Below are 13,436 nucleotides of genomic sequence, written 5' to 3'. Positions count from 1 at the left end.
GCGCAGCGCCGGTAGCTAGCAGTGTTCCACCAAGCGCTTTCGATAATAAAACCTAATAAAACAGCACCGAGGTAAGAAGTATGAGAATTCAACAACGAGGTATGAGCCAACCACTGGTTCAAGCATCCCTGACCCTGGCATTGCTCAGTTTGATTGGCTGTGGCGGTTCGGGCGGCGGCAGCTCACCGGCCAGCTCCTCAAGCGCGCCATCGAGCGTGGTAGCGGAAGCATCCAGCAGTGCAGTGAGCGTAGAGGCGAGTTCGAGCAGTCTTGAAGCCAGCTCGAGCAGCGTCGAAGCAAGCTCTTTGGCTGCCTCCAGTTCATCCGCCGCGGTTGGCTGGGAATTGGTCTGGAGCGATGAGTTCGATGGCGAGACCATCGACAGCACTAAATGGTCGTTTGAAAAAAATTGCATGGGTGGCGGCAATAACGAATTGCAGTGCTACACCGACCGTGCCGATAACGCCTTTGTTGCCGAAGGCAAATTGCACATAGTTGCCAAAAAGGAAACCTTCGCCGGTCAAGCCAAGGGCGATGATGACCCCACTTACAACGTGGATGACAAATCCGTCACCCGCGATTACACCTCTGCGCGCCTGCGCTCCAAAAATAAAGGGGATTGGAAATACGGACGTATGGAAATTCGCGCAAAATTGCCACAAGGGCAAGGCGTATGGCCGGCGATTTGGATGCTGCCGACCGAGTGGAAATATGGCGGTTGGCCGCTCAGTGGCGAGATCGATATCGTAGAAGCAGTAAACCTCAACACCACCAATGGTGGCAACGCTATTCACGGCACCTTGCACTATGGTGATGTCTGGCCCAACAACAAATACACCGGCACCAGCACTACACCCACCGCCAATACCTGGGAAGAATTTCATACTTACGCCGTTGAGTGGGAAGAGGGCGAAATTCGCTGGTACATCAACGACAAACACTATGCCACCCAAACCAAGGCGGGTTGGTACACCTCTGCGTCAACCGCCGAAAATGCGCCGTTTGATGAATCCTTCCACATGATTATGAACGTCGCCGTGGGCGGCAACTGGCCGGGTGTGCCCAACAACGCCACCAGCTTCCCGCAGGAAATGCAGGTTGAATCGGTAAAAGTCTATCGCTGCGCAACCAACCCTGAAACTGGCAAAGGCTGTGCGACCAATGTCGACCCGGCCATTGTGCCCTTAACCGGCCATCCACAAGTGTCGGGCGACTTTGCCGAACCGCCACTGTTCACTATGTACAGCGACGCGCTGGCGACCGGCTTGAAGTTTGAGTCCTACAACCCACAGGGCCAAATCAGCTATTCACAGTTGGATGAAGAAGGCCGCGGCAAGGTGCTCAACGTGATCAAAACCGGCGCAACCGGCAATGTGTATTTTAATATCCCCGCCGGCACCGCCGATTTAACCGGCTGGGCCACGGCGGGTGAATTGGTGTTTGACCTCAAGGTTAACTCCATGGCGGCCGGTGCCAAACTACTGATCAAAATGGACAGCGGCTGGCCAAGTGTGAGCGACGTAGAAGCAACCTTGCCTGCCACCGGCACTTGGGGTGAATACCGTATTTCAGTCGCTAACCTGATTGCGCGCGGCAACTCCATTGAACCGGGCAGCGCCAACCTGGCAAAAATTTCCAATGTGTTTGTGGTTGAACCCAACGCAGCGATGAACGTATCGTTTGATAATGTGCGGTTGGTTGTGCCTGACTAATTTGGTTGTACCCGATAAAAAGTGCAGCCAACAAAACGCAGCATTCAAAACGTGTTTTTAATGCTGCGATAACAATAAATCTTTTTGTTCGTGGAAGAAATTATGTTGATGCGCTACCCAACGATAAGTGTCGTTCTGTTTGTAAACGTACTGGTGGGGTGCGCATCGCATACCGCGATAGAAACTGGTCTGCATGACAATCATGCAATCAAATCTGCTGAAGTTATTACGATATCGCGTATTGCCTATCGCGATTCACTTTATGGTTTTTGGTTGGGGCAGTGTATTGCCAACTGGACCGGATTGGTCACGGAAATGGATAAGATCGGCAATATCGGGGAATTAAAAACAGGCAAATTTTATACGCGCCATGATTGGGGTAAACCCGATCAGCCAAGTATTTGGGGGCAAGGTGTTCCGAGCGATTTATCGTCGACCATTGATTTTGTGACTGTGGGGCCTGAAGGCATTTGGGGCGCGGATGACGACACCGATATTGAATATATCTACCAGGAGCTATTAAACAAAAGTCCGTCGGTCATACTAACACCTGAACAGATACGCGATGGTTGGCTCAAACATATCTATTCCTCGCAAGAGCCGACACCATTCGGTCGTGACCCCGAGGGAAATTACGAAAATTTTCTGTGGGTATCCAATCAAAAAGCGTTTGATTTAATGCAAGCGGGTACTTTGCCACCCTTAACCGGAAGCAAAACCTTGAATCCCCACTACGATATGATCGATGCGCAACTCACTACGGAAATCTTTGGTTTTTTTGCACCCACACGCCCGGACATCGCATTAAAAATAAGTGAACTGCCGGTGCGAACAGTTGCCGATAAAGAGGCAGTCGATATCGCCAATTTTTATATCACGCTCTATTCACTGGCCCCTGCTGCCGATAAAACTATGCCACTGAAAGCACAAGTTATGTGGATGGCGGAGCAGGCACGCCAACAATTACCCGCGCAACAATATCCGGCGGCCATGTACGATTTGGTCAAGGATATGTACCTTGCCGATGTGCCCTGGGAAAAAACCCGCGATACGCTTTATATTCGCTACCAGCAACATCAACGCGATGGTTATGACCTCACCAATAGAAATTTATACTGCAACGGTTGTTTTGCTGCCGGTATTAATTTCGCTGCCAGTTTGGTCAGCTTGTTTTATGGCGAAGGCGATTTAAAAGAAACTATTAAAATCGGATCGCTAATGGGGTGGGACTCGGATAATCCAACGGCGACCTGGGGCGGCCTATTAGGTTTTATGTATGGTAAGAAAGAAATAGAAAGAACGTTTAATCAGCAGTTTTCAAATCAATTCAATATTCACAGAACACGAAAAAATTTTCCTAACAGCGGTATAGATACTTTCGACAAGATGGCGAACACCGGTGTTGCTATAGTGGATAAGGTAGTAGTTGAACTGATGGGCGGACGTGTGGACATGGAAAATGATCGCTGGATAATTCCAATCAAATAATAAGTAAATTCCGAAAAAAAAGGATGCTCCGTGCGGAGCATCCTTTTTTGCAACAGGTTCAAGCAATATTTTTTTACAACTTAAAAATCTGCTCTTACCCCCAAACTAATACGACGACCAGAAAATTCGTACATGGAGGGGAATGACGGGTCGATGGTGTACGCACTGGTCTCTTCGTCGGTAATATTAATACCTTCCAGTGTGAATTTGATGAAATCAGTCAGCTGGTAACCCACTGAAAGATCCGTTTGACCGTAGGCTTTGCGGTACACCGGGTACATATCGCTGGCGATATATTCCACATATTTGTCTTTGTAGTTGTAGGCGATACGTGCATCAAATTTTTGATTTTCGTAATAGAAGGTCAAGTTGTAAGTTTCGTCTGCCAAACCTTCGGGTGGTGTTGGAATGCCCAAATCGGATTCACCGGTCAGTGAATTGTCGAGCATGGTGAAGTTGGCATTAACACCAAAACCTTCCAGCGATGGGTGCAACATATTCAGTGGGAATTGCGCAATTAATTCCACTCCGGATACATCGTAATCACCTTCGGCATTAACCTTTTGATAAATTTCAAAATCATATACACCGTCGACAGTGCCGTTGGCATTGTATTTAACAACGTCCTGCACCACACCGGTCAGTGATTCACGCACTACACCTTCAATTTTTTTCTCGAAGTAGGATGCTGCAAACAGCGCGCCTTCGCCGACATACCATTCCAAACCCAACTCCCATTGATCGGCATACGTGGGTTTCAGATCCGGGTTGCCGTCGCGATATTTAAAATCATTCAGGCTCACGGTACGTTTGTAGGCGATATCGCCTAATGCAGGGCGAATTAATGTTTCCGATGCGGCGGCGCGCAACAACAAACCATCGCGCAATTCCATGCTCATGTTCAGGCTGGGTAATACGTCGCTGTAATCACCTTGTTTGGAAATCGGTGCCGGTGTGTAGCCGGTAGAGCCATCAGAGTTTTGCACTTGGTGATAACCAAATGACAATACGTCGGTATCAACTGAACGTACACCGGCATTGATCATAACCGGCATAGTGGCGACATCGAATTTGAAATCTGCCATGGCATACAGGCTAAGTACTTCTTCATCCACGCGATAATATTCGCTATCGGCAAAGTCCACCGCAAAGCCGTCATAGCGGAAGGTTTCGCGTGCGTAGCTGTTAGCAACTTGTGCCCACTGCGGACTGTTGGATGATTGCGATAAATATTTTCCGCCCGGTACTATGTCAGACACCAAGGTCAATTCACTGTCTTGCAGAGTGCGCACATTGCGCCAGGAATTGTCGCCCGCTTCTGGCCCGCGCACAGTATTGGTACCGCGGTTGCGCTCTTTGGATTTGTCGGTATAGCGTGAGCCAAATTGCACTTGGCTTAATGCCGGTAGGAAATCCAATTCCAGTGGTTTGATAAAATCTAACTGCGCGGCATATTTATCGTCCTGAATTTTTTCCAAATTCACTTCATAGGAATCGAATAAATATTTTTCCGGCGAATTGTACATATCAAAACTTGCCGGATTAGCGCTCACGAGTGTTTCACCACCATTGCTGGTGTAGCGGCTGCGTGACGGCGCAAAGGCAACGTGTTTCAAATTGCTGGTGTCAGAGGTTTTTTCCGCGCCGGAATAACCCACCAAACCTTCAACATACCAACCGCCAATTTCCCAATCTAAATTTAAACTGTATTGGGAAAAATCAGTTTCATGGACATTTTCTTTGCTGAGAAATTCGTGCTGGGTAGCGGCGTAAGAAACATCGCGCAACACCACTATGCCGTGTTGAGCGAGGGTGGCGCTGTCGTATTCGTGAACCGTTTCCAGCGCACTAATACTGGATGCGGTGTAGGCTGCTGCATCGTATTCGTCTTCGGTATTGTCGTAACCACCGAGCATGGCATCAAGCGTCAAACTGAATACGTCGCTGGGTTGATACTGGAATGCCGCCGTTGCGCCCCACTTTTCCTGTTCATTTAAATAAGCGCGATCGCCAATCTTGTCATGAAATACAATGCGGTTGGTTTCTTCTTTGTCAAAGCGATCATTAATCACTATACCGGTATCGCGTTCCAGTACCTCAAGGGTTTGAGTCGCTTGCCATTGTGACGAACCGGTTTTTTCGGTCCAGCGTGAAAGCGGACGAAAGTTAATGCCGGAATTGGAATCTGTTCTGTTGGTACGCTCCGCCACCGAAACAGAAACCAGCGCACCAAAATCACCGAAGGTGTCGCTGGCGAGGAAGGAAACTTTGGGGTCTATTTCTTCAGAAATAGAATTGTGTGCGCCTTCGGCGGACACCACAAATTTTGCATCGCTGTAGTCAAAAGGGCGTGCCGTTGAAATTGCCACTGAACCGGCAATGCCACCTTCTTCGTCAGCGGCAGTAGGTGATTTTTTTACGGTCACACTTTGAATAATTTCGGAAGCAAAAATATCGAACTCAACATCACGGCCGCCACTGCCAGAAGCGGTGGACAGGTTGTTGATGGAGACGTGGGTAAATTCACTGGGCAGGCTGCGCACGTTTACTTTACTGCCCAAACCTTTGTTGCGCTCAATAGTAACACCGGGCATACGCTGCAAGGCTTCGGCGAGGTTTTGTTCCGGGAAATCGGCAATGTCGGTGGCGACAATGGAGTCAGAAAAGCCAACCGTATTGCGTTTAATATCAATCGCTTTTTCCAAACTTTTGGAGTAGCTGCCGGTCACTACAATTTCTTCCATCAGGTCGGCATCTTGCGCCCAGCCAGGTAATGCGGCTGTTGCTAATGCGGTGCCCATAATGATGTGCCCCAAGGCGTGACTTAAGGGGGATTTGGTTGCTAGCGGGGAGATTCTTTTGCCCTTTTTCACTTTAATTTCCTCTTATCTATCACAGTTAGAAAAACAACGGTCAACCATTTCTAGCTCTCATAAAAAGAGAAAATTCCATCTTACTTCCCATGCAGATTTAGAGTCCCCAACAGGAATTAGAAACGCGAGGGGACGGTAATGCCGCTGCGTTTCAGTTTTATTGCGGCATTGTTGTTATTTGTACTATTAACAGTAATTAACAATTTGTTGTGCGGTGAGCAGTAAAAAATATTTTTCTGTCATCAATCTGTCGTTATTGCTTCATAGAATTCATTTTTTTGCAAAAAGTCCCTTCTCTATGCTCGCCTGTGATCTGTTGCGCGGGTTATTTTCCGGTTGAATTTGCTGTGACCATGAAATTATTTTTTGTCCTCGCGTTAGTAAATCTGGTGATATTGTTATCCGGCTGTGAGTCGCCCAGTGAAAAAATCCCCAACAACGCTGAGTTTGTGCGTGTCGCATTTATGCCGGACATTCACTTTCACGATATTTATGGTGAGTTTACTGATGGCTCATTCAAGGGCTTGCCAACCCATACCGAACAGGGTGTACAACACGCCAGTATTCGTTCGATGCGCGCACAATTGCATTCCACTCGCTTGTTTAACGAAAATTATTTTGCACTACTCGCCGCGCTGGATGACATAGTCAAGCGGGAAATAAAATATGTAGCCCTACCGGGCGATTTTAGTGATGATGGCCAACCACTGCACCTGCGCGGGTTAAAAACAATTCTTGATAAATATCAGCGTGAACACGGCATTGAATTTTTTATGGCACCGGGTAATCACGACCCAACGCGCCCCGTCTCTCATCCGGCGGGAAAAATGGATTTTTTGGGGCAGGATGGAAAAGAACAACCTATTTTTAGCCTGCAACATCCTTTGTGTGCCGAAAAAAATTCTCAGCAAACTAATGCAGTTATTTGTTCGGATGAGGTGCAGGAGCTGGGTTATCAACCCATTATGAATTTATTCAGTGAGCAAGGTTTTTTTCCGCGTTCCCATTATGTTTATTATGAAACCCCTTACAGCAAGCTTGTTGGCCTCACTGCCGCCCCTAAAAATTCCGTTTATGGCGACGCGACTTATCACCATGCAGTTGCACGGGAGGCAGCGCAGTTTGATAAGCGCCAATACGAAATTTGTCATCAGGGCGCCGGGGGGAAATACAAACAGCCGCATTACAGCGATTGTTATTGGGTGGCAGATACCAGCTATCTCGTGGAACCCACACCGGGACTTTGGTTACTGGCGATTGATGCCAATGTTTATCAGCCCAAGCTGGGTGGCAATGGTAATGCGCTGGATGCGGATAATTTTTTGGGCTCCAGTGATGCGGGCTACAACAAAGTGATTACCCATAAACCGCATTTATTGGAATGGATACGCGACCTTGTGCAACGTGCGCAAGCCCAAGGTAAAACCCTGATTGCATTCTCGCATTTTCCGATGAGTGAATTTTATGATGGTGCAGCTGAAGACATAGCGCACTTGATGGGCGATGGAAAATTCCAGTTGAACCGCAACCCCAGTGCGCACACCAGCAAGCTACTGGCAGATACCGGCCTGAAAGTTCACGTCGCCGGTCACATGCACATTAACGATACCGGTGTTTATCGCAGCGAGAATGGCAAGGTGCTATTTAATATTCAGGCGCCGTCGCTTGCGGCCTACGTGCCAGCTTACAAAGTATTGACGATTAAAACGGCGCAACAGGTTGAAGTCGAAACCGTGGTATTAAATGACGTGCCGCGTTTTGATGAGCTATTTGCGCACTACCGTACCGAATGGGATTATTTGCAGCGAATGAATGCGGCGGATATTTGGGATAAAAATATTCTGCAGGCAAAAAATTACCGGCAGTTTACCCAGTGGCATTTGCGTGAGTTGGCGCGCTTGCGTTTTCTGCCGCAGGAATGGCCTGCGGATCTACGGGAACTACTGCTTAGCCTCAATGGTGAGCAGCTGTTGGTTATGTCGCAATTAAATGCCGATGTTACTCTTGAACAAATTGCTGCACTGATTGGCAATACCAATCAGGACAGGATGCTGGAGCAGAAATGGCAGCAGGCGAGCCAACAGGCGGCAAATATGGCGCATCGCCAGGGGTTAACAACGAAGAGTTTTGCCGCGTGGAATGGGCTGGATATGGGTGTGGATTTTTATCGCCTGTGGAATGCGGATCAGCTGGCGCTAAAGGATATTGATGCCCAGCGTTTTGCGCACTACCGGTTGCTGGCACAAGCATTTTTATCGCCAGTAGAGGAAAGCTCATTGCGTGCCCGCTATCAAACGAGGCTCGCACAACTGCTGCACATCCTTGTGCAATTTGCTGGCGATGCGCCAAGCGATCATTTTTTACTGGAGTTGGATAGGGGCCAGATTCAGGCATTGCCTTGAGTTTACCCATGAGACCAATTAACTGACCTTCGCCTCTTTATGCAATTGCTGTTTGCGATACTCGGTAGGCGACATGCCAACCAGGCGATTGAAAAAACGGTGGAAGGCTGACTTGCTGTTAAAACCGGCGTGCAGCAATACATCCATCACGGTCATTTCGGCGTGTTGGCTATCGCCCAATAAGCGTTTTGCCTCTTCCACGCGATAGCTGTTCATAAACTCAAAAAAGTTGGTGCCGTAGTGTTTGTTGATAACGGCGGAAACTTCTTTGACCGGCAGGTTAATGCGTTTGGAAAACTCTTCAATGTTCAGGTTTTGTTTCAGAAACAACTTCTGGCTTTCCATACCTTGCTGCACTTTTTGAATCGCCGAGTCGGTGAGTTTTTCATCGACCTTAATGTCTTTGGCCAGCTCCGGTTTGGTGGTGAGTAGCTTGTGGGTATGCACCACACTGTTGATAAACAGCGCGTTAATCAAAATAAAGACTATGTAGTTTTCAGTGATGCCAATGACGTCGGAAATGCGCGGTGATTCGATAGTATTGGCAACCACGTGCACCACAATCGAAAAGCTCCAGGTAATTAAAAAGCCCAGGCTGAGTGTTTTGAGCCAGCTGGGTTCGGTGGAGGAGAAGGTCGAGTATTGATCTTGCAGGCTAATCAAATACAAACGCACTTTGTTAAACGCCATTAGCCCGTAAAAGAACGGCATCACCTTGATGAAATGCCACACCGCGTTGGCCAATTGCTGTTGGTCGAGAGTTTTAAAACTCAAGTCCGAGCCGTTAATACCAAATACCAAGAGCCAGCCGAGCGCAATAACAATGGGAACAGCGTGTAGCAGATGGCGCCGGTTGAGGTTAAACGCATCCTGGGTGAGCGCCACAACATACAGCAGTAGCATCGGCCCTTTGAGCAATTGCGCCGTCACCAAAAAGTAGGGCAGCAGGGTTTCATCAAACAGGGTAAACAGGCGCACGTTCTCGTTCCACAGCACCAAAATACAGGCGGAACTAACAGCGATAGAGAGCAGGAATACGCTCAGCAAACGATTGGCGAGTTGGTTTTTGACCGGAAGTATTGCCTGGAAAATAACAAGCAGGAAACATTCCGCGACGGTCATAAACAACACTACGTCGTGGATGTTAAAAATATAATTCTGCATAGAGTCTTAGCCCGGGGTTGTGTTTGTTATAAGTTTTTTTAAGGTTGATTGGGTTTATGTCCCATCGGGAGCTGAATTATAGTTGAACTTTGACGCCAGTGTTGCGGCCATTTCCCTTATTCGGCGCGGTTTAATTGTCGCATTTTGTTACAGTGGCAATTCTTGTTGCTTCCCTGTCAAGGTTCCGTTGTTTATGCCAGCTGATTTGCCGCAGATGTTTAGCCTCACCGATGCTCATCTCTTGATGCAGCAGCTACCTGCGTTGCAGTTTGATCCCTCCGTCGATTGCCGCTGGGCGCTGGGCGATGGCGCGCAACAGTACCTCAACTATTACCGGATTAATTTTGCCGCGCAGGACGAATCCATCCACCACGGTTTTGGCCGCATCAGCGCCGCCGGGTTTGATATCGCCACCCATTATTGGCTGCCGCCCGCGCCGCGCGGCACGCTGGTGATTATTCACGGTTACTACGATCACCTGGGGATTTTTGACCATGCCATCGCCTTCGGTTTGGCGCAGGGCTTGGCGGTGCTGGCGTTTGATTTGCCCGGCCACGGTTTGAGCAGTGGCGAGCGTGCGGCGATAGATTCTTTTGATGAATACGCCGACGTGTTGCAGCAAGTGATGGCGCGCGCGCAAGCACTGTTACCGGCGCCTTTCTACGCGCTGGGGCAGAGCACTGGCGGTGCGGTGTTGCTGAATCACCTGTGGCGTTATCCGGCGCAGTTTGCGCGTATCGCCCTTTGTGCGCCGCTGATTTTGCCGCGCGGTTGGGGCACCGGGCGAGTGTTTTATTGGCTGCTGCACAACTGGGTCAAACGCCTGCCGCGCGGCCGTTCGCGCAGTTCGCAAGATGCGTCATTTATTAACTTCATTGATGAGCGCGACTGCCTGCAATCAAAAACCTTGTCGGTGCGCTGGGTGGGGGCGATGAAAGCCTGGCATCGTCAGTTTTTACACTTCTCCCCGCGCGCGACACCGCTGCTGGTGGTCCAGGGCACTGCCGATAAGACGGTGGCCTGGCGCTACAATACGCGTTTACTCCAGCGCAAATTACCCCAGGCAAAACTGGTGTTTATCCCGGCGGCCGGGCACCAGCTGGTGAATGAAATCCCCATGTATCGCGACGTGGTTTTTGATGAGATCCAGCGCCACTTTTTTAGCGATTAACCTGTTGCCCGCGCACGCTTTCAGGCACACTCGCGTCACTTTTTTACTGGATATTGAATCCTGAATCTTAACCCGGCTATCACTGGCCCCAGGCGAGACTTTAGTTATGGCAACTCCCGATCAACAGGACATGACCTTGCATCAACCTCAGCGCAGCCTCAAGGACTACCTCTTTATTTTGCTCAAAGGCCTGTGCATGGGCGCTGCCGATGTAGTGCCTGGGGTATCGGGCGGCACTATTGCGTTTATTACCGGCATTTACGATGAGTGGCTCAGCTCCCTCAAGCGCTGTACCCCGGCGGTATTGCTGCGCTTAAAGCGCGAGGGGCTGGTTAAAACCTGGCAGTACATTAATGGCAACTTTCTGGTGGCGCTGTTTGGTGGCATTTTGATTAGCCTGAAAACCTTTGCGGCGGTGGTATTACTGGCGATGGATAGCTACCCGATTTTGGTGTGGGCATTTTTCTCTGGCTTGGTCGCCGCGTCTATTTATCACCTGGTGCGCGAGCAGCGCGGCTGGGGTATTACAGAGGCCTTTGGTCTGCTGTTCGGCATAGCCTTTATCCTCGCCATCTCGTTTATGGCGCCGGCGCAACTGCCCGGACATGGCTGGATTCTATTCCTCGGCGGGTTTGTGGCGATTTGCGCCATGATCCTGCCCGGTATTTCTGGCAGTTTTATCCTGCTGTTGGTAGGGCTCTATCCGGTGTTTTTGCAGGCGATACACAATCTGGAAATTGGCAAGCTGCTGTGGTTTGGCGCCGGTTGTATCTGCGGTCTGGTTGTTTTTTCACGCTTCCTGCTCTGGCTGCTCAAGTCCTATCACAACCAAACCCTGTCGGTGCTGATCGGCTTCTTAGTCGGCTCGCTCTATGTCACCTGGCCGTGGAAAAACGCCCTGCTCACCACTACCGATAGTCACGGTCGCACCGTGGTATTGCAGCAGGAAAACCTCAGCCCCTTCAATTTCCTTGCCGTCACTGGCAGCGAACCTACCATCGGCCTAGCGATACTCTGGGCATTCCTTGGTGTTGCGCTGGTACTGGGTGTGGAATTGGTGGCGCTCTGGATCAAACGCCGCAGTGCGGTGGCGCTAGAGAGTTAAATCTCCCTAAGCCCTCCCTGCTAAACCCCAAACAAAAACGCCGCGTCCATTGCTGGACGCGGCGTTTTTGTTGGAGCTGGTATTAATCGTTTAGAGCAACATTCTGCAGCGACTAGAACAAGACTCTGCAGCGGATAGTCCCTTCAATATTCTTCAACTGCTCCAGCGCGATTTCATCGTACGGGGAGTTGATGTCCACTACCACGTAGCCCACCTTGTCATTGGTTTGCAGGTACTGTGAGGCGATGTTGATTTGGTTGTCGGAGAAGATTTTGTTGATCTTGGACAGGACACCGGGAACGTTAGCGTGTACGTGTAGCAAGCGGTGCGCATCCGGGTGACCGGGCAGGGCCACTTCGGGGAAGTTGACCGAGCTGGTGGTGGTGCCATTGTCGGAGTACTTGATCAGCTTCTCGGCCACTTCGATACCAATGTTGGCTTGCGCTTCCATGGTGGAGCCGCCGATGTGCGGGGTCAGGATCACATTGTCCAAGCCGCGCAGCGGGCTCACAAATTCGTCGTCGTTAGCTTTGGGTTCTTCGGGGAATACGTCGATAGCCGCACCCGACAGGTTGCCGGCTTTAATCGCGGCGGCCAGCGCATCTATGTCCACCACTGTGCCGCGTGAGGCGTTAATCAGGATTGCGCCTTTTTTCATCAGGCCAATTTCGCGTGCGCCAATCATCATTTGCGTCGATTGGTTTTCCGGGACGTGCAGGCTGATGATGTCCGAGGTGGCCAGCAGTTCATCCAGGCTGCGCACCTGGGTGGCATTGCCCAGCGGCAATTTGGTAATCACATCGACAAATTGCACTTTCATACCGAGCGATTCCGCCAGCACTGAGGTTTGGCTGCCGATAGAACCATAACCGATCAAGCCGAGGGTTTTGCCGCGAATCTCAAAGGAGCCTACGGCAGATTTGTCCCAGCCACCGCGATGGCACACAGCGTTTTTCTGCGGCACATTGCGCAGCAGCAAAATCGCCTCGGCAATCACCAGTTCGGCTACCGAGCGGGTATTGGAATAGGGCGCGTTAAATACCGCTACACCGTGTTCCTGCGCCGCTTTTAAATCCACCTGATTGGTGCCTATGCAGAAGCAACCAGCGGCGATCAGCTTGGGTGCATTTTCAAATACACGGCGGGTCAACTGGGTGCGCGAGCGCAGGCCGACAAAGTGAGCGTCCTGAATTTTGGCGATCAGCTCGTCTTCGCCCAGCGCGGTTTTTAAATATTCAATATTGGTGTAACCCTGTTCATGCAGGGTATCCACCGCCGATTGATGAACGCCTTCCAGCAGCAGAAATTTGATTTTGCTTTTGTCTAACGAGGTCTTGCTCATGGGAACAACTCCTAAAGTCTTAAAGTGAGAAAAGCGTACAGCGCGTCTCTGCGAGTAAGGGCATCAAACAGGAGACGGAAAGGGCCGGTATTCAGGCGCCCGCAGGCTAAAAAAGGCGTATCGGCTGGCTGAAAAAGGCGCGCATCATACCACTGCAAGCGCCAAAACCGAAGGTGGCA

8 protein-coding genes are annotated in these 13,436 nt (G+C 50.0%); 5 read left to right on the top strand and 3 right to left on the bottom strand.

Annotation, left to right across the window (positions count from 1 at the left end):
- Positions 1–80 precede the first annotated feature (80 nt).
- Together O59_RS00730 and O59_RS00725 are read left to right on the top strand one after the other, a co-directional pair.
- The gene (locus O59_RS00730) at positions 81–1,712 is read left to right on the top strand and encodes a glycoside hydrolase family 16 protein (RefSeq protein WP_198284729.1); all 1,632 of its coding nucleotides are present in this window, start codon (positions 81–83) and stop codon (positions 1,710–1,712) included.
- A 102-nt stretch (positions 1,713–1,814) separates the two neighbouring features.
- Positions 1,815–3,200, top strand: a complete 1,386-nt coding sequence (locus tag O59_RS00725) for an ADP-ribosylglycohydrolase family protein (protein WP_157152427.1) — start codon at positions 1,815–1,817, stop codon at positions 3,198–3,200.
- 80 nt (positions 3,201–3,280) lie between these two features.
- Here the strand turns inward: O59_RS00725 and O59_RS00720 are convergent, their stop codons facing one another.
- Positions 3,281–6,073, bottom strand: coding sequence for a TonB-dependent receptor (locus tag O59_RS00720; protein ID WP_007638474.1), 2,793 nt, complete (start codon positions 6,071–6,073; stop codon positions 3,281–3,283).
- Between the two features lie 353 nt (positions 6,074–6,426).
- On the opposite strand from O59_RS00720, the gene O59_RS00715 reads away from it, so the two are divergent.
- Positions 6,427–8,475 (top strand): metallophosphoesterase, encoded by a 2,049-nt coding sequence (locus tag O59_RS00715; RefSeq protein ID WP_040391259.1) that lies wholly within the window; start codon positions 6,427–6,429, stop codon positions 8,473–8,475.
- An 18-nt stretch (positions 8,476–8,493) separates the two neighbouring features.
- On the opposite strand, the gene O59_RS00710 is transcribed toward O59_RS00715, so the two are convergent.
- Positions 8,494–9,639, bottom strand: a complete 1,146-nt coding sequence (locus tag O59_RS00710; RefSeq protein WP_007638471.1) for an AraC family transcriptional regulator — start codon at positions 9,637–9,639, stop codon at positions 8,494–8,496.
- Between the two features lie 193 nt (positions 9,640–9,832).
- Here O59_RS00710 and O59_RS00705 point away from each other — a divergent pair, with 193 nt between their 5' ends.
- Positions 9,833–10,810: an alpha/beta hydrolase gene (locus O59_RS00705; RefSeq protein WP_232283016.1), complete on the top strand. Its 978-nt coding sequence runs from the start codon at positions 9,833–9,835 to the stop codon at positions 10,808–10,810.
- Between the two features lie 106 nt (positions 10,811–10,916).
- Positions 10,917–11,915, top strand: a complete 999-nt coding sequence (locus O59_RS00700; RefSeq protein WP_007638469.1) for a DUF368 domain-containing protein — start codon at positions 10,917–10,919, stop codon at positions 11,913–11,915.
- A gap of 112 nt (positions 11,916–12,027) precedes the next feature.
- Here the strand turns inward: O59_RS00700 and serA are convergent, their stop codons facing one another.
- Positions 12,028–13,257, bottom strand: coding sequence for a phosphoglycerate dehydrogenase (gene serA, locus O59_RS00695; RefSeq protein ID WP_007638468.1), 1,230 nt, complete (start codon positions 13,255–13,257; stop codon positions 12,028–12,030).
- Positions 13,258–13,436 lie beyond the last annotated feature (179 nt).

The sequence above is a fragment of the Cellvibrio sp. BR genome (assembly GCF_000263355.1).
GTDB lineage: Bacteria > Pseudomonadota > Gammaproteobacteria > Pseudomonadales > Cellvibrionaceae > Cellvibrio.
The sequence above is the reverse complement of the archived record's forward strand: the minus strand, read 5'-3'. Positions and strand labels throughout refer to the sequence as shown.